The organism is Dietzia sp. IBK-p2-16D, from assembly GCF_057773085.1.
Map to the genome: position 1 here is coordinate 22,902 of NZ_JBYMTL010000006.1, position 26,024 is coordinate 48,925.

Sequence of the window (26,024 nt, forward strand, 5' to 3'; positions counted from 1 at the left end):
AGGGGGGAGACCCGGGTAGTGGCCGGGAAGCGCAGCCAGGAGCACGACGTATTACCAGCCTAGTGATTCATCAGCTTTACAGAATCGAGCTTCTCGGCCATTGTTCCGATTACGTGAGATGGATCGGGTCCGGCGACATACTCCAACGCCACATCGCAGGTGACAGTGGCTACGGTGAGGCTTGGCGTGCTCCAAGTCCGGCGACCTTGATGAAGTAGAGAAGAACGTCCCTACAGCGATGGTTCTTGCGGGCTCTGGCTACTTGGGTTTGAGTCGGCCGCTGTCGCGCATGTCGGTAATGGTGAGTCGACAGGATTGGTCGCCGAACCTGGTCCGGAGATCCTCACCGCATGCCCGTTCTACGCGGTGGATAAGGCCTGATGGGCTACCCCGTGGCGCAGGACAAAAATACAGCCGCCCGTCTCGAGGGCGCACGCGTAATCTCAACAGGCATGACGCCTCGCGACAATGATGAACGGCTCATCAGGGCCCTTGGCCCTACCGCCTGCGTCCGCTTGAGCTCCTGCGTCCAGCAGCACCGGCTGATCTCCGGTGGCGCAGGGTCTGCAATCGAGTCGCAGCGCACCGACCGTGGGCAACGGACATGACCGTGCCCGCGTCCGGACGGCGGGTGCTGGTCACCGGCGCCACCCAGGGTATTGGCCGTGCCGTGGCGCAGGCGTTTGCCCGGCTCGGGGATATCGTGGCTGTTCACTACGCATCGCGTCCCGAGGAAGCTCGACGTACGCTCGAGTCCCTTGATGGCGAGGGGCACGTCATGGTGAACGCCGACATCAGTGACCCGCACCAGTGCCGAGCCCTCATGCAGAAGGTTCTGAGCGAGCTAGGAGGGGTGGACGTGCTGATCAACAACGCAGGTATCGCTCCGAGCCCGTTCAACGCTCATCCGATCGCAGACGCAACGTTCGAGGACTGGACGGATCGTTGGGAGCAGATGCTGTCGGTCAATCTCCTGGGAGCCGCCCACGTCACCTGGGCGTTCGCGCAGCAGCTCCGTGAAGGCGCCGGTTCTGGCGCCGTGGTGAACATCGGGTCGCGCGGCGCGTTCAAGGGCGAGCCCGAGCACCCAGCCTATGCGGCCAGCAAAGCCGCACTCCACGCGTTCGGGCAGTCAATCGCCGCGACGCTTGCCCCGTACGGAATCTCGGTCTCGTCGGTGGCGCCGGGCGTCGTAGCCACCGAACGCCAGGCGACAACACTGGCTGGCCCGGACGGCGATGGGCTGCGCGCACAGAGCCCCTTCGGTCGCGTTGCCACCCCGGAAGAGGTGGCACACGCCGTGCTCTACCTTGCCTCCCCCGAGGCGGTCTGGTCCTCGGGCGCCGTACTCGACCTCAACGGAGCCTCGTACTTCCATCCGTAGAGGGCTGACGGCTGACCCGTATGCCGGGTGCATCTCAACAGCAATGCTGGTCGTGAGTCTCCGCCGGGCCGTCAATTCCCGCCGGCCACTAGACCTAGTCGACGGTCTGCAGCAGCGGCTCCTCGAGCTCCAGAGCGGGGTGCCCCAAACAGTGGTATGCCAGGGGACGGGCGTCCTCCGGCAGCGGAACGCTCCCGGAGAAGTGGTCGGGATCGACGAAGCTCGTGACGTGCCATGGTTGGCTCAGCCCGACGCTCGGCGCCACGGCGAAGACCCTAGGAGCCGCTCGATGGTTTCGCGCGGAACCGGGGTGCGGTGGAAGTGCCGATGGTCCCGGCGCGCGTCGCCAGAACGCGCCACAATGCCTCGACATCGACCGCGCGATCGTCGCCGGGGCCGGGACCGGTGCTCATGCCCGCACGAACCGGGGGCTCCACACCCGGCCGGAGTCCGTGATCCGCGTCCCGGAAGCGCCCACGATGAGCAGGCACTTCATGTCGATCGACCCACAGTGGAGTTCGCCGAGGGTGGTGACGGTCAACGATTCCTCGGCTCGGCCCACGTCACGGCCCACCACGACGGGCGTGGTCGGGCAACGGTGACGCAGGATCACCTCGCGGGCGTCGGAGACCTGGTGGGTGCGCGAGCGGGAGGCGGGGTTGTAGATCGCCAGGATCAGATCCGCGGCGGCGATCGCGTCCAGCCGCTGGTCGATCACGTCCCACGGCTTGAGCCGGTCCGACAGGCTCACCACGGCAAAGTCCGCACCGATGGGAGCGCCCGCCCGCGCGGCCACCGCCTGTACAGCGGAGACGCCGGGAGCGACGCGGATGTCGATGCCGGTGAAGCGCGGATCCTCCGCGGCCTCGAAGACCGCCGAGGCCATGCCGAACACGCCCGCGTCGCCGCCGGAGACCACGGCCACTTGCTCGCCCGCGCCGGCCAACTCCAGGGCGAGTGCCGCCCGGTCGACCTCGACGGTGTTGCCGGAGCAGTGTCTGCGCAAGCCCGCCCGCTGCGGGACGCGGTCGACGTACGGGGCGTACCCCACCACGTGGTCGACCTCGGACAGGATCCGCGAGGCCTCCGGGGTCAGCCACTCTGCCGGGCCCGGGCCCAGGCCGACGACGTGCACCACGCCGCGCGATGCAGAGGACTGCTCCTCGGCCGAGCCGGCGGTACGCCCCGGGGAGGGCTCCCCGGGTGCAGCGAGCTGCGCGGGCCGGCGGCCGGTGGGGTCGGAGTGCTGAGAGTCGCCGGGGACGACGATGAGCGAGAAGTACGGAACGGAGTCCGGGTCGACCTCGCTGACCGGGTGATGTGCCTCCGCGTCGGTCGACGCGCGCTCCACATAGACCGCGCCCTCGAGCCGACCGGCCGCCTCGAGCGCCCGGCGCACGGCCGGGAAGTTCCGGCCGAGTTTCATGATGATCGCGCCGTCGGTGTCGGCCAGCCGCCGCGCGAGCTCGGGCTCGGGCAGGGTGCCGGGCAGGACGGTGAGGACGTCAGTCTGTCTGACCAGGGGAGTGGCGGCCGCGGCGGTGGCGGCGGCGAAGGCCGGGATGCCCGGCACGATCTCGGTGTCGAACCGAGGGGCGAGCTTGTCGTGCATGTACATGAAGGAGCCGTAGAACAGCGGGTCTCCCTCCGAGAGCAGGACCACGTCCCGGCCGGCGGCCAGGTGCTCGGCCAGCCGCTGCGCGCTGCGCTCGTAGAAGTCCGCGATCGCGCCCGCGTACCCGCCCGGGTGGTCGGTGACGCCCGTGGTCACGGGGTACTCCAGTCGCTCCTCGATCGCGCCGGAAGGGATGAGGTCGGCGGCGATGCGACGCGCGTTGGATTCCTTGCCCCGGCCGGCGTGAAAAGCCACGACGTCGGCCGCGCCGATGAGCCGGGCGGCCTTGAGCGTGAGCAACTCGGGATCGCCGGGGCCCACGCCGACGCCATACAGCCGGCCGGTCACTCCGCCTCCTGCGTCAGGGCGTTGACGGCAGAGGCGGTCATGGCCGAACCGCCGCGCCGGCCGTGCACGGTGACGAAGGGGATGTCGATGCCGTGATCGTCAGCGAACGCGGCGAGCGCGGCCTTGGACTCGGCGGCTCCGATGAAACCTACCGGGCAGCCGACGATCGCGGCGGGTCGGGGAGCGCCGTCGAGGATCATCTCCAGCAGGTGGAACAGGGCGGTGGGGGCGTTGCCGATCGCGACGACGGCGCCGTCGAGGCGATCGCCCCACAACGCCAGCGCGGCGGCGGATCGGGTGGTGCCCATTCGCGCGGCCAGGTCGCGAACGCCGGGATCGGACAGGGTGCACACCACGTCGTTGTCGCGGGGGAGCCGGGCCCGGGTGATCCCGGAGGCGACCATGTGGGCGTCGCAGAGGATCGGCGCGCCGGCGTCGAGCGCCGACCTCGCCGCGCTGACCAGTCCGGGGTGCACCTGCAGGTCACGGGTCAGGTCGGTCTGGCCGGTGCCGTGCACCATCCGCACGGCGAGTCGCTCGGCGTCGGCCGGCACACGGGACAGGTCGGTCTCGCCGCGAATGGTCGCGAAGGAGTCGACGTAGATGGCGGGCCCGTCGTCGACGTAGTCGTAGCGACGCGGCGGCCTGAGGGCAGCACTCATGGGGTCCTCCTCGGGGTTCTCGCCCCGGTGTGAGAAGTCGCAGCGACGCGGTAGGAGCGCGCTGATCCCCGGTGAGTATCTGGCTGGGCCCATCGGCTCGACGGGCCTCACAGTGGCGGAACCGCCCCGGACTTGCACCGGGTTCCTCGCCGTGGGACAGCCCGCAGCCTACTCGTGGACGGCCAGCACCCCGCGCCACGGGGTCACGATGAGCTCGTCGACGTCGCCGCCGGTGAGCCGGGCGACGAGGTGGCGGTCGAGGATCCCGCCCGGCGCTTCGACGTGCTCGATCCGCCCCGCCGACCCCGCGACCGGCCCGTACGGAAGGACTGGGGCCGGGCTCGGCAGTCGGCCGTCCGCGGGGCGGGCCGCGACGAGCGGGGTTGGTAGTTCCCGCACGTGCCACGGGGCGTCCGGACCGACGCCGCGGGCGTCGACGAACTCGCGGGCCAGCTCGACCAGCCGGTCGGCGGCGTCGGCCAGCGGCACCACCTCGGACCAGCGGTCACCCACGCGCAGCTGCGCGGTGTCGGCATCCAGGGCGACCAGGCCCAGATCGCAGGAGCGCTCGAGCAGGTCCCCGCGGCCGTCGTCCAGGACGAACAAGAACCGGCCCGGCAGGCCGCCGAGCGCGGGATCGTCCAGCAGCCCGGCGTCCAGCGCCTCGGTCACCGGCCGCAGGTCCGCGCGGCCCCGGGCCTGCCCGCCGAACGACTCGTCCAGGCCCGTCAGCGGCGAGACGAGGACGTTGCGCACCAGCTCGTGCCCGGGCGCGGGGAGCAGGCCCGTCTCCGCGATCGCCGCCACCACCTCGCCGGGCAGCCGCCCGTCCGGACCGATCGGCAGAGCCCGCAGCTGCAGGTTCGCGCGCGTGGTCACGTGCACGTTGTCGTCGTCGCCATATCTCACGGCGACCCCGTGCAGGGCGGACAGGGCCGCCGGTGACACGCGGCCACCCGGCACGCGCAGCCGGACCAGGGCGCCGTCGGAGGCCGGCCACGGCCGCAGGACGCCCGGGCACAGGTCGCCACGGGTCCGGCGGGTGGGTTCGCTGATGCTCACGGCGGCCATTGTGGCAGCCCATCGAGGGTGTACTTTTCCCAGATCGCAGATGGTAAGTTTTTTCTTCACAACTGAAGAAACGGAGCTCCACCGTGACACCTCGCCGCGTTCCCACCCTTCTCGCCTCCGTCCTCACCGCAGTCGCACTGGTCGCGGCCGGGTGCTCGTCGGACGCCGCCACCGAACCCGCCGCCGCCGAAGCGGCCAACACCACCACGGCATCACCGGCCGCGGGGTCCGTCGCCGGGGTGACCGTGCCGGACGCGTTCACCGCGCTGACTATGACCCCCATCGGCAACCCGCCGCTGCCGTTCAAGGGCACCGACGGCAAGTACCACGTGGCCTACGACCTGCAGCTCACCAACGCCACCAAGGTGCCGACGAGCGTGGACAAGATCGACGTGGTGGACGGCACCGATCCCACCAAGGTCATCGCCAGCTTCTCCGCCGCCGCTCTCGTGGACCCGGACTGCGTCTTCGGTGACTGCAACCGCCTGCGCGACCTGCCCGCCGGGTACGTCGACACCGCGCAGATCCCGCCGCAGGAGAGCCGGGTCGTGTTCATCGACTTCACCCTCGACTCGCTCGACCAGGCCCCGGACGCGGTGCTGCACCACCTCTACGGGACCGGCGCCGCCTCGCCGGCCTTCGGCGAGCCCGGACCCATCGACTACCTCTCGACGCCGGTCGCCTTCTCCACCCGCACCGTGCCGGCCATCGCACCGCCCGTGCGGGGTGAGAACTGGGTGGCCCTCAACGGGTGTTGCGAACCGGGTTTCCCGCACCGCAGCTCGGTGATGTCGGTCAACGGCAAGCTCAACAACAGCCAGCGCTTCGCGATCGACTGGAAGCGCACCAACGACCAGGGCGAGTTCTATACCGGCGACAGGAACCACAACGAGAGCTACGTGGACTACGGCGCCGAGATCCTCGCCGTCGCCGACGCCACCGTCGTCTCGGTCCTCGACGGGATGGACGCCAACGCGCCGGGGGTCCTGCCCGCCAGCAACCCGGAACTGGCCTCCAAGCTCACCGTCGAGAACGTGGACGGCAACCACGTGGTGCTCGATCTCGGTGACGGCGTGTACGCGATGTACGCACACATGATCTCCGGCTCGGTCACGGTGAAACCCGGCGACACGGTGACCGAGGGCCAGGTGCTGGGCAAGCTCGGGAACACCGGCAACGCCAACGCCTCGCACCTGCACTTCCAGCTCATGGACGGGCCGAGCCTGCTCGAGGCCGACTCGCTGCCGTACGAGCTGAAGGGGTTCGACTACGCCGGGCAGGTCCCGCCGCAGCGGATCGCCGACGCCGACGACTTCCTGTCCGGCACCTTCGTCGACGAGGCGACCCTCTCGCCGGAGCCGCGGATGAACGAGCTGCCCCTCAACCTCGCGGTGGTGGACTTCCCCTGATCGGGGCGGCCGTCCCGGGCTCCCGCGACCCTCGCGCGGCGGCCGGGCGGCCGGGGGCCGCGGCCGGCGGATAGGCTCCCCGGTGCCGTGGTGTTCGGGAAGCCGGAGGAAAAGCCGGCGCGGCCCTCGCCACTGTAGTCGCGGAGTCGCGCACCCTCGTCCGTCCCTCCCGGGTCGGAGACCACTGGACTCATCGGTCCGGGAAGGTCGGTCGCGCGGCGTTGATGCGGAAGCCAGGAGACCGGCCACGGCGACATGTTCCACGAGGGTTTGGAGAAGAACATGCGCCCCGACCGGCGTTCGGCGTCCCCTGATGACGCCTCGGCACAGCACGACGTGCCCCGCATCACCCTGTTGTCCACCTCCGACACAGACCTGCTCTCCGCGCGCGAATCCGGCGCGGCGTTCACGCTCGGCAACCCGTCGCGACTCGACGTCGAGGCGAATCTGCCCGCACTGCTCGGCGGCGCCGACCTGGTGGTGGTCCGCATCCTCGGCTCCCGACGATCCTGGGAGGCCGGGTTCGCCGCCGTGCTCGGCGCGGGCGTCCCGGTGGTGGTCCTGGGTGGGGAGCAGACCCCCGACGCCGACCTGATGGAGCTGTCCACGGTCCCGATCGGCATCGCGGCCGAGGCGCACCGCTATCTCGCCGAGGGCGGCCCGGGCAATCTCGCGCAGCTGCACGCGTTCCTGGCCGACACCGTGCTGCTCACCGGTGCCGGCTTTGAGCCGCCGGAGAGCGTGCCGGTGTGGGGGATGCCGCCGCGGCCGGACACGACGGAAGCCCCCGGCCTGCCCCGCGTGGGCGTGCTCTACTACCGCGCCCACGAGGTGAGCGGGAACTCCGGGTTCGCCCACGCGCTGGCCGACGCGATCGACGCCGCTGGCGCGGTGGGAGTGCCGGTCTTCGCCGGCTCCCTGCGCTCGGCCCCCGACGAGCTGTTCGACGCCCTCGGCACTCTCGATGCGCTGGTCGTGACGGTTCTCGCTGCCGGCGGCACCACGCCCGGCGCGGTGAGTGCGGGCGGCGAGGACGAGACGTGGGACGTCGAGCGCATCGCCGCGCTGGACATTCCCGTCCTGCAGGGCCTGTGCCTGACGTGGAGCCGCGAGGACTGGGCTGCCTCAGACGACGGCGTCAACCCGCTGGACTCCGCCAACCAGATCGCGATCCCCGAGTTCGACGGCCGGATCATCACTGCGCCGTTCTCGTTCAAGGAGATCGACGCCGACGGCCTACCCCGCTACGTGGCCGATCCGGAGCGGTGCGCTCGCGTCGCCGGGATCGCCGTGGCCCACGCGCGGCTGCGCCATGTGGCGCCCGCCGACCGCAAGGTCGCGCTGGTCCTGTCGGCCTATCCGACCAAGCACTCCCGCATCGGCAACGCCGTCGGTCTGGACACCCCGGTCTCGACCATCCGCCTGCTGCGCCGGATGCGCGACGAGGGCTACGACCTGGGCCCGGACGACGGCCCCATCGCGCGCTTTCTCGATCGACCGGGCCTCGACCTCACCGAGCCGGGGGCGGATGGCACCGTCGCGGAGGGCGGTTTCGCCGACGACACCGCCGCCGGCGACGCACTCATCCACGCGCTCATCGCCGCGGGCGGGCAGGACGAGGAGTGGCTCACCAGCGCCCAGCTCACCGACAGTCACGTGCGGATCTCCACCGACGACTACCTGCGCTGGACCGCGGACCTGCCCGAGGCGCTGCGCGCGGAGATGGTCGAGGCGTGGGGGCCAGCGCCGGGGAAGCTGTTCGTCAACGACGCCGGCGAGATCGTGCTGGCCACCATCCAGGCAGGGAACGTCGTCCTGCTCATCCAGCCGCCCCGCGGATTCGGCGAGAACCCGGTCGCTATCTATCACGACCCCGAGCTCGCGCCCTCCCACCACTACCTGGCCGCCTACCGCTGGCTCGCCCGCGGCTTCGGGGCGCATGCGCTGGTGCACATCGGCAAGCACGGCTCGCTGGAGTGGCTGCCGGGCAAGAACGCCGCGCTCTCGGCGGACTGTGCCACCGACGCGGCGATCGCCGACCTGCCGCTGATCTACCCCTTCCTCGTCAACGACCCCGGCGAGGGCGCCCAGGCCAAGCGCCGCGCGCACGCGACGATCGTCGACCACCTGGTCCCGCCGATGGCCCGCGCGGAGTCGTACGGAGACATCGCCCGCCTCGAGCAGCTGCTCGACGAGTACGGGAACATCGCGTCGATGGACCCGGCCAAGCTCCCGGCCATCCGCGCGCAGATCTGGACGCTCATGCAGTCCGCGCACATGCACGAGGACCTGGGCCTCGAGCAGCGGCCCGACGACGAGGAGTTCGACGACTTCCTCCTCCACGTCGACGGCTGGCTGTGCGAGATCAAGGACGTCCAGATCCGCGACGGCCTGCACGTCCTGGGCCAGGCGCCCGCGGGCGAGGCGCGCGTCAAGCTGGTGCTGGCGATCCTGCGGGCCTCGCAGGTGTGGGGCGGCGAGTCCGGGGCGGTTCCGGGCCTGCGCCGCGCACTCGGGCTGGCCGAGGGCGCGCCGACCGAGGAGGTCGACCGGGTCGAGGCGCTCGCCAAGGCGCTGGTCGAGGGGATGGACGCGCGGGAGTGGGACGTCGCCGCGGTGCACGACGTTCTCGCCGCCGCGGGCCTCACCGCGGGTGGGGCGGGTGACGGCGGCGCGGGTGACGGCGCGCCGGAGGGCGACGACGACGAGGTCGCGCAGGTTCTCGAGTTCGCCGCCCGCGAGGTGGTGCCGCGACTGGCCGCCACTGTCGACGAGTTGGACGCCGTCATGCACGCCCTGGACGGCGGGTTCATCCCGGCCGGGCCCTCGGGATCCCCGCTGCGGGGTCTGGTCAATGTGCTGCCCACTGGCCGGAACTTCTACACGGTGGACCCGCGCGCCGTCCCGTCGCGGCTGGCGTGGGAGACCGGTCAGGCCATGGCGGACTCGCTGCTCGACCGGCACGTCGCCGAGACCGGTGAGTACCCGAGCTCGGTGGGGCTGTCGATCTGGGGTACCTCGGCCATGCGCACCTCCGGGGACGACATCGCCGAGGTCCTGGCCCTGCTGGGCGTCCGCCCCGAGTGGGACGAGGCCTCCCGCCGGGTCACGGGTCTGGAGGTGGTCCCGTCCGAGGAACTGGGCCGCCCGCGCGTCGACGTGACCGTCCGCATCTCCGGCTTCTTCCGCGATGCGTTCCCGCACGTCATCGGAATTCTCGACGACGCCGTGCGGATGGTCGCCGAGCTGGATGAGCCCGACGAACACAACTTCGTCGCCGCCCACACGCGGGCCGATCTGGCCGAGCACTCCGATCACCGCCGCGCCACCACCCGCATCTTCGGCTCAGCACCGGGCTCCTACGGCGCCGGGATCCTGCAGACCATCGAGGCGGGCAACTGGCGCGACGACCGGGACCTGGCCGAGGTCTACACCCGCTGGGGCGGGTACGCCTACGGCCGCGACCTCGACGGCGTCCCGGCCGCCGACGACATGCGCACCAACTACCGGCGCATCGCGGTGGCGGCCAAGAACATCGACACCCGCGAGCACGACATCGCCGACTCGGACGACTACTTCCAGTACCACGGCGGGATGATCGCCACCGTCCGCGCGCTCACCGGCGCCGAGCCGCGCGCCTATGTGGGCGACTCGACCACGCCCGACGCCGTGCGCACCCGGTCGCTGGCGGAGGAGACCACGCGGGTGTTCCGCGCGCGAGTGGTGAACCCGCGGTGGATCGCGGCCATGCAGCGCCACGGCTACAAGGGCGCGTTCGAGCTGGCGGCCACGGTGGACTACCTCTTCGGGTTCGACGCGACCGCCGGCGTGGTCCACGACTGGATGTACGACTCGCTCGCCCGCGAGTACGTCCTGGACGAGACAAACCAGGAGTTCCTGCGCCGGTCCAACCCGTGGGCGCTGCGCGGGATGATCGAGCGGCTCTCCGAGGCCGCCGACCGCGGGATGTGGGCCGAGCCCGACGCGGACATCATGGACCGGATGCGGCAGGTCTACCTCGACGTGGAGGGCGATCTCGAGGAGTCCCACGGTGACTGAGTTCCCCACCGGCCGCAGGCGGGTGCGGGTCGTGGGCATCGGCTCGGGCGGGCTCGACCAGATCACGGTCGAGGCCGCCCGGGCCCTGCGCGCCAGCGACTACGCCCTCGCGGCCGTGAAAGGCCCGGCCGACCCGTTGATCGATCTCCGCGCGCAGGTGCTCGCCCGCCACGCGCCGGGCGTCGAGCTGGTGGGTGTGCCCGATCCGGAGAGGGACCGCTCGTCGTCGTCGACCTCCTCCGACGCCGGGTACCGCGGCGTCGTGACGGACTGGCACGAGGCCCGCTCGCTGGCCTGGGAGGAGGTCCTGGCCTCCCGGCCCGGCGACGTGGCGATCCCGGTGTGGGGCGACCCGGCGTTCTACGACTCCACGCTGAGGATCCTCGACCGGGTCGCCGAACGCGGTGCGCTGGACCTGGAGGTGGAGGTCGTGCCCGGGATCTCCGCGCTCCAGGTTCTGGCCGCTCGCCACCGGCTGGTCCTGCACGAGATCGGCGGCACGGTCACCGTGACCACCGGCCGCCGGCTGCGCGAGGTCGTGGCCGCCGGCGCCGACAACGTGGTGGTGATGCTCAACGGCGACCTGCCGCTCGATGACCTGGCCGACTGGCACATCTGGTGGGGCGGGAACCTCGGCGACGCCGGCGAGACGCTCGTGGCGGGCCGGGTGGGCGACGTGCTGGAGGAGCTGCGCGCGCACCGCGAGCGACTGCGCGACGAGCACGGCTGGGTGATGGACGTGTATCTACTGCGACGCGGAGAAGGGACGACGGCCCGATGACGGCTGAGAAGGAGAGCGCGGGCCGGGTCGTGCTGGTCGGCGGCGGGCCGGGGGACCCGGGGCTGATGACCGTGGCCGGCCTCGACGCCGTCCGCACCGCCGACGTGGTGGTGACCGACCGCCTGGGACCGGTGTCGATCCTCGACGAGCTCGACCCGGGCATCGAGGTGATCGACGTGGGCAAGGTGCCCTTCGGTCCGGCGACCCCGCAGGAGGAGATCAACCGGATCCTCGTGGAGCACGCGCGGCGCGGGCGGACCGTCGTCCGACTCAAGGGCGGCGACAGCTTCCTGTTCGGCCGCGGCGCCGAGGAGCACCTCGCGTGCACCGCGGCCGGGGTGCCCGTCACCGTGATCCCGGGCGTCACCTCGGCGCTGTCGGTTCCGGCCCTCGCCGGCGTCCCGGCCACCCACCGCGGACTCTCGCAGGGCGTGTCGGTGATCTCCGGCCATGTCCCGCCGGGCGACCCGCAGTCGACCCTCGACTATGGGGCGCTCGCCCGATCCGGAACCACCCTCGTGCTGCTCATGGCGGTGACGAACCTCGCCGCCATCGCCGCTGAGCTTCTCGCCGAAGGGCTTGCAGCGGATACTCCCGCGGTCATGATCGAGAACGGATCGACCCCGGCGCAGCGGGTCCTGCGCGGGACGCTAGCGACGATCGCGCAGCAGGCGACCGAGGCGGAGGTCGAGCCTCCCGCGATCACCGTGATCGGTGCGGTCGCCGGGTTGGCCGGATAGCCCGGTGTTCGGCGGCTGACCGGATCCGGCAGCCACGTCACATGCGCTTGATCCGCTCGAACGGGTACCGGGCGATCATCGCCACGATCAGCCCGTAGGCGGCCGTCGCGGCGAGGAAGCCCGTGGAGACCTCCACGCGGAAACTCGAGGCGAGCAGCGGAACCACCGCGACAGCGGGAGCCAGAGCCAGGCCTGCGGCAAGGAGACACCAGGTGGCCACCAGCGAGTTGGCGCGGCGGGACGCGTCGGGGTCCCGCCGAACCCGGTCGGGTACGCGGTAGCCGCGACGGGGATCGGTCACCCAACCTTTGAAACCGGTGTAGGCCGCCAGAGCCGACGTGATCGCGCCGAGCAGAAACAACCCGGCCAGCACTGTGGTGGCCACCCGTACCTCTCTCGACTCAGCGGACGTACCTGATGATGAAGGCGGCGACAGCGGCGACCGCCTTCTCCTTCGCCCATCCGGGCAGCACCTTCCACGCCCACGAACCGACGTTACCCGCGAGACACCCGATGATCGCGTTGCGCGCATAGTCGGTGCCTGCGCCACCGTTCGTGAGGTCGTCGAGCACGGAGGTCGGCACGCTCCCCAGCGCGCCACTGGCGCACCACGCCGCCGCGGCGACCGCGGCGGCGGCGATCGGTAGCGCGACCGACCGGACTTCGCCCTCGGAGGTGTCACCCTGCTGGGCGCGCTCGATCTCCCCGGCCGCAGGCCCGAGCTGATCCGAGAGAAAATCCAGTTGAGCCGTGGTCGGCACCGGAACCTGCTCTTCCACGACCTGGGTTGACGATGACTGACCGCCCGCCGAGCCGGACGGCACCGCAACCGCGGTGGAGCCGGCGAAGACAAGCGACATCGCCGTGCCCAGGGCAATAACGGACCGAAGAACGGAGTGAGAAGTAGAGAGAGTCATGGAGCTCCGACGTGGTGATGTCACCCGTGATGCCACGGGTGCCGACGGCGGGCACCGTAACAATTCTGCTGACGTCTTTTTCACCGCGAGCACAGGGGCCGGGCTACGTCCGACGGACGAGCTCGACTCGGCGGTCCTCCGGGGCACGGCGCGGGCAGCTCGCGCACGTGCTGCCGTCGGTGGCCAGATAGATGAGGCAGCAGGAGCTGCGGCGGACGAACCGGCGCGTCCGCTCGGGGCCCTCCACATCGATGTACCGAGCCGGCAGCAACGGCGGGCGGCACACGGCGTGTGCGAGCTCGACGCCGCGATCCGGGTCGCCCGCCGCGCGGCCCGCCTCGAGCGCGCGGCCCGCCTCGAGCGCGCGGTTCGCGATGGAGTCGGTCGCGATCGCCCACAGCGCCCGCGGTGCCGCGCCCGAGACCTCCGCGAGGGCGGCGATCACCTCACCGTGGGCCTCCAGCAGCGCGTCGGCGTAGGCGGCGGTCGACGGCAGGAGGTGTTCCGACAGCGCCGAGTGAAGATAGCCGTTCGGCTGCAGCGAGACGGAGAGCCGCTGCGGTCGGGGACCGGGCGCGCGGCCGATCGCGAGCAACATGGCCAGCGGCGCGGCCACCAGCGTCGAACTGGCCGAGTACCACCACAACGTGCCATTCACCCGCGGATCGCCATGGTTCCAGCGCCGGCCGGTGTGTTCCACCCGCCGGGCCAGCCACCGCGGGTCCGTCAGCACCGATCCGGGCAGGACCTCCGGGCCGTGTTCGATGGTGAGGACGAAGTCGCCGAGGAGGTCCGAGACGCCCGAGTACGCGGCTGTCACGGTCTCGGGGGCGCGGAGCTCGTCGTCGTCGCCGTTTCTAGTCATCGGCGAGCCCCGCCACGTCGAGCGTGCGGCGGCCGTCCGGCCCCGCCCGCACCTCGCCACGCACCCCGAACACCTCCCGCAGCACCGCCGCGTCCAGGACCTCCTCCGGCGCACCGGTCGCGACGAGGTGACCGCGGTGCAGGACCGCGATGACGTCGCAGTACTCGATGGCCATCCGCAGATCGTGGATCGTGAGCAGCACCGCCAGCCCGTCGGCCGCCAACTCGCGGAGCAGGAGGAGAACCGACAACTGCTGGTGCAGGTCGAGGTGATTGGTCGGCTCGTCCAACAGGAGCACCTCGGGCCGCTGGGCGAGGGTGCGCGCGATCGACACGCGTTGCCGCTCGCCGCCCGACAGGGCCAGAACGTCCCGCTCGGCCAGCCCGGTCAACCCGACCCGGGCGAGCACTTGCTCCACAACGGTCGAGTCGTCGGTGCCGAAGGGCTCGAGAAGTCCCCGGGTGACCGTCCGGCCCAGGCGCACCGACTCGCGGACCGTGATGCCGCCCAACGAGACCGGTTCCTGCGTACTGGCCCCCACCGCGCGGGCCAGCGTGCGGCGACGCAGCGCGGAGACGTCCTCTCCGTCCACCGAGACCATCCCCGCCGACACCGGCAGAGCGCGGTAGCAGGTGCGCAACAGCGTCGTCTTGCCGCTGCCGTTCGGGCCGATGAGTGCGGTGACCCGGCCGGGTGCCACCGTGAGGTCCACGCCGTGGAGGATCCGCCGACCGCCGAGGTGGGCGGAGACATCGCGCGCGGTGAGGCTGCTCATCGGGACGCCTTCCCGTAGCGGTGCCACAACATCAGCAGGAACACCGGGCCGCCCACGACGCCCGTCACCACGCCCACCGGCAGCTCGGTGCCCTCGCTCACCGCGCGGGCGGCGAGGTCGGCCAGCACCAATGCGACCGCGCCGAGCAGCGCCGCCGCGGGAAGCAGGCGCGCCGCGGTGCGGCCCGTGAAGAACCCCGCGAGGTGGGGGATGAGCAGGCCGATGAAGCCGATCGTCCCGGAGACCGCCACCGCGCCCGCGGTGAGCAACGAGACGAGCAGCAGCATGAGCACCCGGAAGCGCGGGACGTTGACGCCCATCGCGGTGGCGCCGTCGTCACCGGTGAGAAGCAGGTCGAGGTGACGGCTGCACAGCATCAACACCGTGCCGGCAACGGCGAGGATCATCACCGGCGCCCACAGCATCGTCCACCCGGCGTCACCGAACCCGCCGGCCAGCCAGCGCATGACCGTGCCCAGCTGATGGTCGTCGCCGAGGACCAGCAGCGTGAACGTGTTGAGCGCGCCGAAGACCATGGTCATGGCCGCGCCGACCAGCACGATGGCCGTGGTGTCGTGGGCGCGGCGGGCCACCAGGACGACGCCGGCCAGCGGGAGCAGCGCGCCGAGGAACGCCGCGATCGGCAGGGTGAACACGCCCCACATCCCGGCGCCCACGCCGAGGACCGTCAGCACCACGACGCCGAAGCCCGCGCCCGAGGAGACCCCGAGCAGGTACGGGTCGGCGAGCGGGTTGCGGGTGACCGCCTGGGCGACGCCACCCGCCACGGCCAGCGACGCGCCCACGGCCGCCGCCATGAGCGCCCGGGGCAGTCGCGACTCCAGGACGATCGCCTCGCGGGCGTCGGTCCACCACGGATCGAACGCGCCCGGGGCGAGGCGGTGCGCGACGATCGCCCACACGTCCCCGATCGGGATCGAGACCGAACCCAGTGAGACCCCGGCCGCGATCGTCATCGCCAGCACCGCCACGAGCGGCAGGCAGATGAGCCACAGCGGCCGCCGCCCGGTGGGCGGGGCATCCGTGATGCGCCCGGAGCCGTGGCGGGGATCGACGCCCGTGCCGGCGCGGTCAACGCGCCCGCCGGTGTTCTCGGCGACGGTCGTCATGTCACTGCCCGAACGCGTGCGGGTGCAGCTCACGGGCGATGGTCTCGGTGGAGGTCGTCATCCGCGAGCTCTCGAAGAAGTCGGACAGCGGGACCACCACGATGCGATCCTCCCGGATCGCCGGCGTCGTGGACATGATGGGCTGCGCGCGCAGGTAGGCGATCTTGTCCTCCGCGCTGGTGGCGCCGTAGTCGAGTACCACGATCGCCTCGGGCTGACGCTCGCCCAGGAGCTCCCATGTGGACGTGAGATAGGGGCGGTCGCCCTCGGAGAAGATGTTGTCCGCGCCCGCGTACTCGCCGATCAGTTGTCCGATGCCCACGCCGCCGATCGTCGTCGGTTCTGATTCGCCACCGTCGTAGAAGAACGTGGGGGTGCCGGTGACACCCGACGCATCGAGCGTCTCTCGGACCTCCCTCATCTCGCCGGTGATCCGGTCCGTCAGGTCCCGGGCCCCCTGCTCGACGTCGAGGATCCGGCCGAGCTGGGAGAAGTCGGTCTCGAGCATCGACAGGTCACCGAAGCCCTCTCCGCAGTACTCCGAGAACAGGAAGGTGTTGATCCCCGCGGCCTCGAGGGCGTCGCGGCTGCGGCCCTCCTTGTCGTCGAAGGCGCTGCGCATCCCGGCCACCACGAGGTCGGGCTCGAGGTCCACGATCTGCTCCCAGGTCGGGTACTCCTCGGCCAGCGAGGGGATGGTGTGGAACTGATCGGCGACCTCCGGCAGGACATCGTCCTGCTCGCCGTAGCCCATGCCGACGATCCGGTCGCCGGCCCCCATCTGGATGAGGGTCTCGGTGACGTGGTCGTTCATCGAGACGATGCGCTGGGGTGGGGCGTCGTAGGTGGCCTCGCGGTCGCAGTTGGTGATGGTCACCGGGTCGGCGAAGGGTTCGGTTGAGCCCGCGGCCTCCTGCGCCTCGCCGCGGGAGCAGCCGGTGAGTGCGACCCCCGCGACGAGGAGGGTGGCGAGCGTGATTCTGGTGTGGCGACGGAACATGATCAGTCCTCGGATCGTGTCGTGCGGTCGACGACACGTGAGACCCGCAGGAGGGTAGGAGTCGACGACGACACCACGTCACCTGACAGGACCCCGGATCGCAGACCACGGCGATGTACTCGGAGTCGCGAACATCCGGGCAGGTAATCGGGCTCGCGGTCACGAAAGTGGCCACACACCGTTGCGGGTCAGCGCCGGATTCCCACCGGTCTTCCCCTGCTCGTTCCGGATGTCAGCAGTACGCCCTCAGGATAGGCACACCGCGTCCGCGTGCTTTGCAGGTACCCCGGCTCGGCGGAGCCGACCACGCGCGCTTCGTGGCCCGGCGCCGCCCGAGGACGGCGCGACGCACGACCACACCCAGCACGGCCAGCACGGCGGTGACCGCCTGGACGCGGTCGTGCAGGAGGATCGCGCGGCGGATGTCGTCGGCGCGGACCGGCCGGCCGTCGCCGAGGACCGCTCGGTCCTCCACGCCGTAGGGGTAGGGCGTGGGCCCGCCAAGCCGGACCCCGAGTGCGCCCGCGCACACGGCCTCGACGACCCCGGCGTTCGGGCTCGGGTGCGCCCGCGCATCACGGAGCCACACCCGCAGGGCCCCGGCGGGACTCCCGCCCACGGTCGGGGCACAGACCACCCCGAGCGCGCCGGCCACCCGGGCCGGCAGGAACCCCAGCACGTCGTCGAACCGCGCCGCGGCGGTGCCGAAGTGGCGGTACCGATCCGAACGGTGACCCACCATCGCGTCCAGCGTGTTGGCCGCGCGGTGGACGGCGGCACCGGGCGAACCCGCCACCGCGGCCCAGAACAGCGTCGCCACCGCCGCATCGGAGGTGTTCTCCGCGACCGACTCGACGACCGCCCGCGCGAGATCCTCCGGGCCGAGCGCGGCCGGATCGCGACCGCACAACCACGGCAACAGGTCCCGGGAACCCGCGTGGTCGCCCCGGGCGAGCAGGTCACCCTGCCGCCGCGCGACCGCGAGCAGCGACGACCCGCCCAGGCACGACCACACCACGGCGGCGTCCCACGCCACTGCCGCGACGCGGTTCCGTCCGGCGAGACGTCCGACGCCCGTCACCGCAGCGGCGGTGCCCCCCACGAGGAGGCCGGTGAACAGCAGGCCCGCCGCCCGCTGCGTATTGGGCGTCCGGCCGGGCCGGAGGAGTCGCGACTCCACGGCGAGCGCCACCCGGCCGAAGCCCGCGACGGGGTGGAACCGCCCCGGGTCGCCGACGAGGCGGTCGAGAGCGAACCCGGCCGCGATGCCTGCCGCGCGGGTCGCGAGTGCGGTCCCGTCAGCGCGCGAGATAGCGGACATGCGCCCCCCGCCCGTCGTGGGTCACCTCGGCCTCCACTCCGTACACCTCCCGGATCAGATCGGCGGTGAGCACCTCGTGGGGCGCGCCGCCGATCACCAGTCGCCCACCGGATAACACGATGAGATGGTCGCAGAACGTGGCCGCCAGGGTGAGATCGTGCAGGGCCGCGATCACCGTGGTGTCCGTGGCGCGGACGAGGGCCAGCAGGTCGAGCTGGTGGCGGATGTCGAGGTGGTTGGTCGGTTCGTCGAGGACCAGCACCCCGGGCTCCTGGGCCAGGGCCCGCGCGATCTGCACCCGCTGCCGCTCGCCGCCGGACAGCGTCGCGTACCGCTGGTCCAGGCGGTCGCCGAGGCCGGTCGTGGCCGCCGCGCGCCGCACCACCCCGTCGTCCCCGGGAGCGGGGCCCGACCAGGCCGGGCGATGCGGGATGCGGCCGAGTTCGATGACCTCCCGGACCGTGGGGTTCTGGTCGGTGGTCGCCTCCTGCGCCACCAGCGCCAGGCGCCGGGACAGGCGTTTGCGGGGGAGTGATCGGATGTCCGTGCCGTCGAGGTGCACCGATCCGGTGTCGGGGCGGAGTAGGCCCGTCAGGATGCGCAGGAGCGTCGACTTGCCGGAGCCGTTCGGCCCCAGCACCCCGACCATGGTGCCGGGGGCCGGAGCCACGCTGACGTCGTCGAGGACGGTCCGGCCGCGCACGGACCACGAGACGCCTCGAGCCTCGAGCGTCGAGGGGGCACCCGTGGTCATCGGCCGTGTCCCCGTCGGAGGAGGAGCCCGACGAAGGCCGGGACGCCGATGAGCGCGGTGGCCACTCCGATCGGCAACTCCTGGGGTGCGATCACGGTGCGGGAGACCGCGTCGATCCACACCACGAACACGGCCCCCATCAGCGCCGCGGTCGGGACGAGGGCCCGGTGCCGGCCGCCGACCAGGGCACGGGCGGCGTGTGGCAGCACTAGGCCCACGAAGCCGATCGCCCCGCAGGTGCTCACGATGACGGCCGTGACGAGCGCCGTCACCACCATGAGCACCAGCCGCGTGCGCGCCACGTTGACGCCGAGGGCGGCCGCGGCGTCCTGGCCGAAGGTGAACGCGTCGAGGCTGGAGGTGTGCAGCAGGCACGCCACCAGCCCGAGCAGGACCACGACGCCGCACACCGCCACGTCCGACCAGCGGACGGAGGCCAGCGAGCCGAGCAGCCAGAACAGCACGCCGCGGGTCTGTTCGGCGTCGGCGGCGATGTAGACGACGAACGAGGTCACGGCGGAGAACAACTGGGTGGCCGCGACCCCGGCCAGCACCACCCGGTCGGTAGTGCCGCCGGACGCGAAGGCCAGGACCAGGACGAAGCCGAACGCGGTGAGCGCCCCGACGAACGCCCCCGTGGTGAGCCCGACCGCGCCCGCCCCGACCCCGAGCACCACGACGAGGACCGCCCCGGTCGAGGCCCCGGAGGAGATGCCGAGGATGTACGGGTCGGCCAGTGGGTTGCGCAGCAGCGACTGCAGGATCACGCCGCACAGCGCGAGCCCGGCCCCGGCCAGTGCGGCCATCAGGGTGCGCGGCAGCCGCAGGTTCCAGATGATCCCCTCCTGGATCCGCGTGAGCCCGGAGTCGGCTCCGGTGAGGCGGGCCAGCGCGGACTGGATAACGTCGGCGGCGGTGAGTCCGGACGGGCCGATGGTGATGACGAGCGCCGTCGACACCGCCAGCAGCCCCAGGCCGCCGAGCCACAGGGTGACCAGTGCGGACGGTCGCCGCAGGGGCGGTCGCCGGTGCGGTGGCGCCGGGACCACCGGGGCGGTGGTCCTCTCGGGTGCGAGGGTCATCGGGTCAGTTGGCCGGGTCCGGCGCGCCGGCCCCCGGTGTGGTGAGTCCAAGCTCGGTGAGTCCCGCCGCGACGGTCTCCACCCCGTAGATCGTGCGCAGCGACGGGTTCATCTCGGCGCCGGTGATGTCGATGAATCGCTTCCCGCGAACCGCCGCCATCTCCCGGGTGACGGGGTTGGACTCGAGGTAGGCGATCTTGGCCTCCGCGGTCTCGGCGGTCTGGCTCTTGCGGGTCAGGTCGCCCACGACGATCACGTCCGGGTCGCGCTCGGCCACGACCTCCCAGCTGATCTGCGGCCACTCCTGGGTGGTGTCGTCGAAGACGTTCTCCATGCCCAGGGTGGTCGAGATGAGGCCGGGGGCACCGCAGCAGCCGGCCAGGTACGGGGACTCGGAGTTGGCGAACCAGTACATCGCGGAGACCCCGCGGGCGTCGACGCTCTCCGCGGCCTCGTCGAGTCGGCGCTGCAGATCCGCCACCAGCTCGTCACCGGCCTGCTCCACGTCGAAGATCATCGCGAGCTCGGTGATCTCGCGGTAGAGCAGGTCCGGGGTCAGCGGGGTCTCGCGGACGCCGTCCCCGGAGTCGGCGACCTTGCCCACGCAGTCGGTGGGGGAGAGGTACGTGCCCACGCCGAACTCGTGGAACTGCTCGCGGGCGGCGACCCCGCCCTCGCCGAGGGTGCTGCCGAAGGAGGCGGTGACGAAGTCCGGCTCCACGTCGAGGACGGCCTCCATCGACGGCGCGTTGTCGGCCAGGCGGGGGACCGTCCTGTTCAGCTCGGCGAACTCGGGCAGGACCGGGTCGGTCCAGGTGGCGGTGCCGACCACCCGGTCGCCGAGGCCGAGGGCGTACAGGATCTCGGTGGAGCCCTGGTTGAGCGAGACGACCCGTTCGGGCGGGGCCTCGACCTGCACCTGCTCCCCGCAGTTGTCGATCGGATCGGTGCCCGCGCCGGCGGTTGCCGCCGGATCGTGAGCCGTGCAGGAGGTCAGGGCGAGGATGGTGACGCCGGCGAGGGTGAACAAGGCGGAAGAACGCATGGCTGTGCTCCGAGGTCGCGGGCCTGGAACGCGAAGCCCGGTGATGACCTGGCGGTTGTCACCGCGAGGGCCAGCCGGTATTCGGACTCGGGATCACCTGGACGGAGCGCCTTCCCAGACCTTGCGGCCCAGTGGCATAGTGCCCCGCCATCCCCCTCACCGCTGCGCGTCAGTTCCGGATTCGCACCGGATTCCCGCGACCGATCGGTCTCGCTGGCGATCACAAGGTAACACGCGCTCCAGGGTCAGTACGCCAGCCCCATCCGCATCGCGCCGACCGCCTCGGACAGTGCCGAGCGCGCGAGCGGGGTGGCCCCGACGGCGTTGACGAACGGGTGGACCAGCGAATCGTGGCGGCGCAGCGAGACCGGGACACCGGCGTCGGCCATCTTCCGGGCGTACGCCTCGCCCTCGTCGCGCAGCGGGTCGAACCCGCCCGTGGCCACGTGGGCGGGCGGCAGTCCCGAGAAGTCCTCCGCCAGCAGGGGGGAGGCGCGGGGGTCGAACCGGTCCTCGTCGGACCGGATGTAGGTCTCCTCGTACCAGTCCATGTTGGCCCGGGTGAGGAAGAAGCCGTCGCCGAACAGCTCGTACGAGCGGGTCCGCGCGGACATGTTGGTGGCGGGGACGAACAGCAGTTGGAAGTCCGGCATCTTCTCCCCGGCGTCGCGCGTCTGCTGGCACACCACCGCCGCCAGGTTGCCGCCGGCGCTGTCACCGCCCACCGCGATGCGCGTCGGGTCCACGCCGAATTCGTCGGCGTGGTCGCGGACGTACCGGAACGCGGCGAGGGCGTCCTCGGCGGCGGTGGGGAACCGGAACTCCGGTGCCAGCCGGTAGTCGACGCTGATCACCTTGAGTCGGCCCGCCCGTGCGATGTAGCGGCAGGTCGCGTCGTGCGAGTCGACGCTGCCGAGCACCCAGCCGCCGCCGTGGAAGTACACCAGCACCGGCAGCGGCTCGTCCCCCTCGACCGGCGAGTAGAGGCGAGCGGGCAGGTCGGCCCGGTCCGGACCGGTGCCGCCGAGCGGGAGGACGATGTCGGAGACGACGGCGAGGTCGATCTTCTTGCCCGAGACCGTGAACGCCGACCGCTCGACAGCCGAACGAGCCCTGTCGACGGTGAGGTCCTCGTATTCACCCTCGGACGTCATCGAGATGACCCGGAGCCCGGCCTGGAAGTGCGGGTCGAGAACCTGGCCGTCCAGCCGCCTCGGGGTCCCACCCACTACTCGGAGCAGCCGGCCGGGCAGGAACCCCGCAGCGGTCATGACCGATTTGGTGACGCGATCCGCGATCGACGGGGAGAAGGCACGGTGGCCGGACATGGGAGAGCGCATGCCCACATTGTGACGCGGATCCCTGGGATGATCAGGGTAATCGGACGAAGGAGCTGGTCATGCGTTCAGAAGACGAGAGCGTGGTGCGGGTCGAGAGCCTGGTCAAGACCTTCGGCCGGGCCCGGGCCCTGGACGAGCTCGACCTGGACGTGCGCCGGGGGGAGGTCCACGGGTTCCTCGGCCCCAACGGGTCGGGAAAATCCACCACGATCCGGATCCTGCTCGGGCTCATGCGCGCCGACTCCGGCCGGGTGACGGTGTTCGGCGGCGACCCGTGGCGAGACGCGGTCCAGCTGCACGCCCGGCTGGCCTACGTCCCCGGTGAGGTGACCCTGTGGCCGCGGCTGACGGGCGGCCAGTGCATCGACCTGCTGGGCCGGGCGCTCGGAGGACTCGACCCCGACAGGCGCGACGGACTGATCGACCGCTTCCGCCTGGACCCCACCAAGCGCACGCGCGACTACTCCAAGGGCAATCGACAGAAAGTGTCACTGATCGCCGCGCTGGCGTCCGACGCGGAGCTGCTCGTCCTGGACGAGCCCACCTCCGGCCTCGACCCGCTCATGGAGCAGACGTTCCAGGAGTGCGTCCGCGAGGCCGTCGACGGTGGCGCCACCGTGCTGCTGTCCAGCCACATCATGGGCGAGGTCGAGGCGCTCGCCGACCGGGTGAGCATCATCCGCGACGGACGCACCGTCACCTCGGGGACGCTGGCCGACCTGCGGCGCCACACCACGACCGAGGTCCATGCCGTCACCGACGCCGATCCGGGTTCACTCGAGCGCGTGACGGGGGTCGACGGCCTGCGGATCGAGGAGGCCGCCGACGGTCGGTTCGAGGTCCGCTGCCACGTGCCTGCCCCGCAGCTGGGGGAGGTCACCGGCGTCCTGCACGCGGCCGGCATCCACACGCTCACCGCGACCCCGCCCAGCCTGGACGACCTGTTCCTCAGCGCCTACTCCGGAGCAGGGGACCGGGGATGACCTCGCCGTTCGCCGGCACCGGACTATTGACCCACATCGCCCTGCGCACGGGGTGGCGGGTCGCGGCCGCCTGGGTCCTCGGCCTCGCCGCGCTGTACCTCATCACGGGGCTCTCGATCGCAGCCCTCTACGACACCCCGCAGGACCTCGCCGCGTACGGCACCTCGGTCGGCGAGTCGATGATCATGCTCACGGGCCGGGTGGCCGGACTCGACACCCTCGGCGGCGTGATGATGAACGAGTATTCGTTCATGGTCGCCTTCGGCATCCCCGTCATGGCGATCGCCCTGACCGCGCGCTCCACCCGCAGGGAGGAGGAGTCCGGACGGTCCGAACTGCTGTTGTCGGGCCGGGTCGGTCGGCTCGCCCCGACGGCGGCCGCACTTGTCGTCGTCGTCGGGGTCTTCACCGTCCTGGGACTGGCGCTGTGGACGGCGACCCTCACCCTCGAGATCGATCCCGGCGGCGCGGCGCTGTACGTGGGCTCGATCGTCGCCGCCGGCTGGGTGTACGCCGCGGGCACCGCCGTGGTCGCCCAGGTACTCGCGCACACCCGCACCGTGTGGGCGGTGTCGATGGCCGCGGCCGGACTGACCCTGATCACCCGCGGGATCGGTGACGTCAACCGCAACTGGCTGAGCTGGACCTCCCCGTTGGGGTGGCACGGCCTCACCCGGCCGTTCGGCGATGCGTCCGTGGTGCCTCTGATCGTGGCCGTCGCCGTCGCGGCCGGACTCGCGGCCGTCTCCCTGTGGCTCGCCGGCCGCCGGGACGTGGGCCAGGGGTTGGTCCCGGCCCGGACCGGCCCCGCCACCGCGTCGAGATGGCGCGCGTCCCGGACCGGGTCCGCCGTGCACCAGCACCTCGGCGCATTCGCCGGCTGGACGATCGGCGTGGTGGCGCTGATGGCCATGTACGGCGCGCTGATGAACGTGGTGGTCGAGACGATGCTCTCCAACCCCGACCTGGCGATGTTCCTCGCCGATGCGGGCACCCTGGTCGACTCGATCGTGCAGATGCTCGTCGCCTTCGCCGGATTCCTCGGAGCCGGCTTCGCGTTGCAGACCCTCACCGGGTTGCGCGCCGAGGAGACCGCCGGCCGGCTCGAGGTGGAGCTGTCCACGGGGCGCTCGCGGTGGTCATGGCTCGCCGCGCACGCGGCCGTCGTGGCCGCCGGCACCGTCGTGGTGGTCCTCGCCGGCGCGGCCGCCTTCGGGATCACCGCGGCCGCCGTGCTGGACGACGCGGGCCTCGCGGTGCGCATCATCGGGGCCGGGGCGTGGTACATCCCCGCCGCGCTGGTGTTCGTCGCGGTCTCCATCGGACTGTTCGGTACGGCCCCGCGGCTGCAGGTCCTCGCCTGGGCGCCGTTCGTCCTCGCCGTCGTCGTCACCTTCATGGGACCCACGCTCCGGCTCAGCGAGGACCAGATGCGCCTGTCCCCGTTCGGCGCGGTGGGCACCGCCCCCGTCGGTCCCGTGGACACGGTCGGCGTGACCGTGCTCCTCGTCCTCGCGGCCGTCCTCGTCGCCGTGGGGTTGGTCGGATTCCGGCGCCGCGACGTGCCGCGGACCTGACCGCGGTGGCCGACCCGACCTGACAGACTGGCCGGCACGGCCGCTACGCCTCATCGGCGAGGCCGACACGGCCGCCGGCTCCGCCGGCCGCAGGCGATCCAGGGAGGAACCGATGTCGGACGAGTTCGATCGAGACAGGCTCTCCACCGCGCTGTCGGTGGTCACGGACTGGCCGGTGGACAACGTCTCGGCCGCGGTCGTCGGCCCCGACGGCGCCCTCGCGGTCCACGGCGACGAGTCCCGCGTGTACCGCCTCGCCTCGGTGACCAAGCCCCTCGTCGCGGTGGCCGCCCTCCTGGCGGTGGAGGAGGAGGCCATCACCCTCGACGAGCCCGCCGGGCCCGAGGGATCCACGGTGCGCCACCTGCTCGCCCACGCCTCGGGACTGGACTTCGCCGACCGCGACAAGGCACGCACCGAGCCGGGGGAGCGGCGGATCTACTCCTCCGCCGGGTTCGAGGTGCTCGCCGACCACATCGCCGACGCCACCGGGATCGCGTTCACCGACTACCTCCACGAGGCGGTGTGCCAGCCGCTGGGCATGGAGTCCACCACCCTCGAGGGATCCGCCGGCCACGGCGCGTCCGCCAGCCTCGCCGACCTCATTGCGTTCGCCCGGGAACTCGTGGCCCCGGGCCTGCTCGCCGCCGAGACCCTGGAGGAGGCCGTCAGCGAGCAGTTCCGCGGCCTGGACGGGATCGTGCCCGGGTACGGCATGCAGAAGCCGTGCCCCTGGGGACTGGGCTTCGAACTCCGCGACGCCAAGCACCCCCACTGGACCGGCCAGCACAACTCGCCCGCGACCTTCGGTCACTTCGGACAGTCCGGGACGCTGCTGTGGGTCGAGCCCGAGATCTCCACGGCGCTGGTGGTGCTCACCGACCGCGACTTCGGCGACTGGGCCAAGCCACTGTGGCCGGAGCTGTCCGACAGGGTCGTCGACGCGGCCACCCGGCGCTCGCGCGAGGACGATGCGTTGGGCGGGTGAGCTCGTCACTCCCGACACGCCCGCAGTCGTGCCGGGCGACGGAATCACGGTGCTGTAACTTTGCTGAGAGTCGAGAAGTGTCGCTGGTGTAATTCGACCACTTCAGGCACAGTGGTAACTGCAAGCAACATAAGCAACATCATTCACACGATTTCGTGAGGTCGTTGGGGAAGACGTC

23 protein-coding genes and 4 riboswitches are annotated in these 26,024 nt (G+C 71.7%); of the genes, 8 read left to right on the top strand and 15 right to left on the bottom strand.

Going from position 1 to position 26,024, the window contains the following annotated elements; all coding sequences use genetic code 11:
• Nucleotides 1-604: 604 nt before the first annotated feature.
• The gene (locus AC3DE3_RS13025) at nt 605-1,384 is read left to right on the top strand and encodes an SDR family NAD(P)-dependent oxidoreductase (RefSeq protein ID WP_488370270.1); all 780 of its coding nucleotides are present in this window, start codon (nt 605-607) and stop codon (nt 1,382-1,384) included.
• Between the two features lie 94 nt (nt 1,385-1,478).
• Here AC3DE3_RS13025 and AC3DE3_RS13030 read toward each other — a convergent pair whose 3' ends face one another.
• The 4 genes from AC3DE3_RS13030 to AC3DE3_RS13045 all read right to left on the bottom strand — a co-directional run bounded on the left by AC3DE3_RS13030 (nt 1,479) and on the right by AC3DE3_RS13045 (nt 5,071).
• Nucleotides 1,479-1,649, bottom strand: coding sequence for a nitroreductase family protein (locus AC3DE3_RS13030; protein WP_472985737.1), 171 nt, complete (start codon nt 1,647-1,649; stop codon nt 1,479-1,481).
• Nucleotides 1,650-1,793: 144 nt separating this feature from the next.
• Nucleotides 1,794-3,347 (bottom strand): precorrin-2 C(20)-methyltransferase, encoded by a 1,554-nt coding sequence (locus AC3DE3_RS13035; RefSeq protein WP_488370271.1) that lies wholly within the window; start codon nt 3,345-3,347, stop codon nt 1,794-1,796.
• On the bottom strand, nt 3,344-4,009 hold the full coding sequence (locus tag AC3DE3_RS13040) for a precorrin-8X methylmutase (RefSeq protein ID WP_488370272.1): 666 nt from the start codon (nt 4,007-4,009) through the stop codon (nt 3,344-3,346). Before AC3DE3_RS13040 ends, AC3DE3_RS13035 begins: the two co-directional genes overlap by 4 nt.
• A gap of 53 nt (nt 4,010-4,062) precedes the next feature.
• Nucleotides 4,063-4,190, bottom strand: a riboswitch (cobalamin riboswitch).
• A complete protein-coding gene (locus AC3DE3_RS13045) occupies nt 4,178-5,071 on the bottom strand; it encodes a nitrite reductase (RefSeq protein WP_488370274.1) in 894 nt (297 codons plus the stop codon). Its footprint overlaps the riboswitch before it by 13 nt.
• Nucleotides 5,072-5,163: 92 nt before the next feature.
• Here AC3DE3_RS13045 and AC3DE3_RS13050 point away from each other — a divergent pair, with 92 nt between their 5' ends.
• From AC3DE3_RS13050 to cobA, 4 genes are all read left to right on the top strand, one after another.
• Nucleotides 5,164-6,489, top strand: a complete 1,326-nt coding sequence (locus tag AC3DE3_RS13050) for a M23 family metallopeptidase (protein WP_488370275.1) — start codon at nt 5,164-5,166, stop codon at nt 6,487-6,489.
• Between the two features lie 71 nt (nt 6,490-6,560).
• A riboswitch (cobalamin riboswitch) is annotated at nt 6,561-6,753 on the top strand.
• A gap of 18 nt (nt 6,754-6,771) precedes the next feature.
• Nucleotides 6,772-10,548, top strand: coding sequence for a cobaltochelatase subunit CobN (cobN, locus tag AC3DE3_RS13055; protein WP_488370276.1), 3,777 nt, complete (start codon nt 6,772-6,774; stop codon nt 10,546-10,548).
• On the top strand, nt 10,541-11,329 hold the full coding sequence (gene cobF / locus AC3DE3_RS13060; RefSeq protein ID WP_488370277.1) for a precorrin-6A synthase (deacetylating): 789 nt from the start codon (nt 10,541-10,543) through the stop codon (nt 11,327-11,329). The genes cobN and cobF overlap by 8 nt, the downstream gene beginning before the upstream one ends.
• The gene (gene cobA, locus AC3DE3_RS13065; protein WP_260487298.1) at nt 11,326-12,069 is read left to right on the top strand and encodes a uroporphyrinogen-III C-methyltransferase; all 744 of its coding nucleotides are present in this window, start codon (nt 11,326-11,328) and stop codon (nt 12,067-12,069) included. The genes cobF and cobA overlap by 4 nt, the downstream gene beginning before the upstream one ends.
• Before the next feature lie 37 nt (nt 12,070-12,106).
• Here cobA and AC3DE3_RS13070 read toward each other — a convergent pair whose 3' ends face one another.
• The 11 genes from AC3DE3_RS13070 to AC3DE3_RS13120 form a co-directional block, all read right to left on the bottom strand.
• Nucleotides 12,107-12,454 carry a hypothetical protein gene (locus AC3DE3_RS13070; protein WP_260487297.1) on the bottom strand — a complete coding sequence of 116 codons (348 nt, stop codon included), beginning with the start codon at nt 12,452-12,454 and terminating at the stop codon, nt 12,107-12,109.
• A gap of 16 nt (nt 12,455-12,470) precedes the next feature.
• Entirely contained in the window at nt 12,471-12,830 is a 360-nt protein-coding gene (locus AC3DE3_RS13075) for a hypothetical protein (protein ID WP_488370278.1), read from the bottom strand.
• A gap of 259 nt (nt 12,831-13,089) precedes the next feature.
• Entirely contained in the window at nt 13,090-13,851 is a 762-nt protein-coding gene (locus AC3DE3_RS13080) for a (2Fe-2S)-binding protein (protein ID WP_488370279.1), read from the bottom strand.
• Nucleotides 13,844-14,626, bottom strand: coding sequence for an ABC transporter ATP-binding protein (locus AC3DE3_RS13085; protein ID WP_260487294.1), 783 nt, complete (start codon nt 14,624-14,626; stop codon nt 13,844-13,846). The genes AC3DE3_RS13080 and AC3DE3_RS13085 overlap by 8 nt, the downstream gene beginning before the upstream one ends.
• Nucleotides 14,623-15,756: a FecCD family ABC transporter permease gene (locus AC3DE3_RS13090; RefSeq protein ID WP_488370280.1), complete on the bottom strand. Its 1,134-nt coding sequence runs from the start codon at nt 15,754-15,756 to the stop codon at nt 14,623-14,625. The genes AC3DE3_RS13085 and AC3DE3_RS13090 overlap by 4 nt, the downstream gene beginning before the upstream one ends.
• A gap of 1 nt (nt 15,757) precedes the next feature.
• Complete coding sequence (locus AC3DE3_RS13095) at nt 15,758-16,756, bottom strand: ABC transporter substrate-binding protein (RefSeq protein WP_260487293.1); 999 nt, start codon at nt 16,754-16,756, stop codon at nt 15,758-15,760.
• A 121-nt stretch (nt 16,757-16,877) separates the two neighbouring features.
• Nucleotides 16,878-17,019: riboswitch (cobalamin riboswitch) on the bottom strand.
• The gene (locus AC3DE3_RS13100) at nt 16,989-18,077 is read right to left on the bottom strand and encodes a cobalamin biosynthesis protein (protein ID WP_488370281.1); all 1,089 of its coding nucleotides are present in this window, start codon (nt 18,075-18,077) and stop codon (nt 16,989-16,991) included. Its footprint overlaps the riboswitch before it by 31 nt.
• Complete coding sequence (locus tag AC3DE3_RS13105; protein ID WP_488370282.1) at nt 18,055-18,831, bottom strand: ABC transporter ATP-binding protein; 777 nt, start codon at nt 18,829-18,831, stop codon at nt 18,055-18,057. Before AC3DE3_RS13105 ends, AC3DE3_RS13100 begins: the two co-directional genes overlap by 23 nt.
• Nucleotides 18,828-19,913: a FecCD family ABC transporter permease gene (locus AC3DE3_RS13110; RefSeq protein WP_488370283.1), complete on the bottom strand. Its 1,086-nt coding sequence runs from the start codon at nt 19,911-19,913 to the stop codon at nt 18,828-18,830. Before AC3DE3_RS13110 ends, AC3DE3_RS13105 begins: the two co-directional genes overlap by 4 nt.
• A 4-nt stretch (nt 19,914-19,917) precedes the next feature.
• Complete coding sequence (locus AC3DE3_RS13115) at nt 19,918-20,958, bottom strand: ABC transporter substrate-binding protein (protein WP_488370284.1); 1,041 nt, start codon at nt 20,956-20,958, stop codon at nt 19,918-19,920.
• A gap of 55 nt (nt 20,959-21,013) precedes the next feature.
• A riboswitch (cobalamin riboswitch) is annotated at nt 21,014-21,191 on the bottom strand.
• Nucleotides 21,192-21,203: 12 nt separating this feature from the next.
• Nucleotides 21,204-22,298: an alpha/beta hydrolase gene (locus AC3DE3_RS13120; protein WP_488370285.1), complete on the bottom strand. Its 1,095-nt coding sequence runs from the start codon at nt 22,296-22,298 to the stop codon at nt 21,204-21,206.
• A 59-nt stretch (nt 22,299-22,357) separates the two neighbouring features.
• On the opposite strand from AC3DE3_RS13120, the gene AC3DE3_RS13125 reads away from it, so the two are divergent.
• From AC3DE3_RS13125 to AC3DE3_RS13135, 3 genes are all read left to right on the top strand, one after another.
• Nucleotides 22,358-23,281 (top strand): ABC transporter ATP-binding protein, encoded by a 924-nt coding sequence (locus AC3DE3_RS13125; protein WP_488370286.1) that lies wholly within the window; start codon nt 22,358-22,360, stop codon nt 23,279-23,281.
• On the top strand, nt 23,278-24,858 hold the full coding sequence (locus AC3DE3_RS13130; RefSeq protein ID WP_488370287.1) for an ABC transporter permease: 1,581 nt from the start codon (nt 23,278-23,280) through the stop codon (nt 24,856-24,858). Before AC3DE3_RS13125 ends, AC3DE3_RS13130 begins: the two co-directional genes overlap by 4 nt.
• A gap of 112 nt (nt 24,859-24,970) precedes the next feature.
• Nucleotides 24,971-25,846, top strand: coding sequence for a serine hydrolase domain-containing protein (locus AC3DE3_RS13135; RefSeq protein WP_488370288.1), 876 nt, complete (start codon nt 24,971-24,973; stop codon nt 25,844-25,846).
• Nucleotides 25,847-26,024 lie beyond the last annotated feature (178 nt).

What these genes read in the sequence shown, in the direction of transcription:
- AC3DE3_RS13090 (WP_488370280.1), bottom strand. Translation starts at nt 15,756, where the DNA reads ATGACGACCGTCGCCGAGAACACCGGCGGGCGCGTTGACCGCGCCGGC.
- cobA (WP_260487298.1), top strand. Translation starts at nt 11,326, where the DNA reads ATGACGGCTGAGAAGGAGAGCGCGGGCCGGGTCGTGCTGGTCGGCGGC.
- AC3DE3_RS13080 (WP_488370279.1), bottom strand. Translation starts at nt 13,851, where the DNA reads ATGACTAGAAACGGCGACGACGACGAGCTCCGCGCCCCCGAGACCGTG.
- AC3DE3_RS13110 (WP_488370283.1), bottom strand. Translation starts at nt 19,913, where the DNA reads ATGACCCTCGCACCCGAGAGGACCACCGCCCCGGTGGTCCCGGCGCCA.
- AC3DE3_RS13115 (WP_488370284.1), bottom strand. Translation starts at nt 20,958, where the DNA reads ATGCGTTCTTCCGCCTTGTTCACCCTCGCCGGCGTCACCATCCTCGCC.
- AC3DE3_RS13130 (WP_488370287.1), top strand. Translation starts at nt 23,278, where the DNA reads ATGACCTCGCCGTTCGCCGGCACCGGACTATTGACCCACATCGCCCTG.
- AC3DE3_RS13085 (WP_260487294.1), bottom strand. Translation starts at nt 14,626, where the DNA reads ATGAGCAGCCTCACCGCGCGCGATGTCTCCGCCCACCTCGGCGGTCGG.
- AC3DE3_RS13025 (WP_488370270.1), top strand. Translation starts at nt 605, where the DNA reads ATGACCGTGCCCGCGTCCGGACGGCGGGTGCTGGTCACCGGCGCCACC.
- AC3DE3_RS13100 (WP_488370281.1), bottom strand. Translation starts at nt 18,077, where the DNA reads ATGTCCGCTATCTCGCGCGCTGACGGGACCGCACTCGCGACCCGCGCG.
- AC3DE3_RS13040 (WP_488370272.1), bottom strand. Translation starts at nt 4,009, where the DNA reads ATGAGTGCTGCCCTCAGGCCGCCGCGTCGCTACGACTACGTCGACGAC.
- AC3DE3_RS13095 (WP_260487293.1), bottom strand. Translation starts at nt 16,756, where the DNA reads ATGTTCCGTCGCCACACCAGAATCACGCTCGCCACCCTCCTCGTCGCG.
- AC3DE3_RS13105 (WP_488370282.1), bottom strand. Translation starts at nt 18,831, where the DNA reads ATGACCACGGGTGCCCCCTCGACGCTCGAGGCTCGAGGCGTCTCGTGG.
- cobN (WP_488370276.1), top strand. Translation starts at nt 6,772, where the DNA reads ATGCGCCCCGACCGGCGTTCGGCGTCCCCTGATGACGCCTCGGCACAG.
- AC3DE3_RS13135 (WP_488370288.1), top strand. Translation starts at nt 24,971, where the DNA reads ATGTCGGACGAGTTCGATCGAGACAGGCTCTCCACCGCGCTGTCGGTG.
- AC3DE3_RS13120 (WP_488370285.1), bottom strand. Translation starts at nt 22,298, where the DNA reads ATGCGCTCTCCCATGTCCGGCCACCGTGCCTTCTCCCCGTCGATCGCG.
- AC3DE3_RS13125 (WP_488370286.1), top strand. Translation starts at nt 22,358, where the DNA reads ATGCGTTCAGAAGACGAGAGCGTGGTGCGGGTCGAGAGCCTGGTCAAG.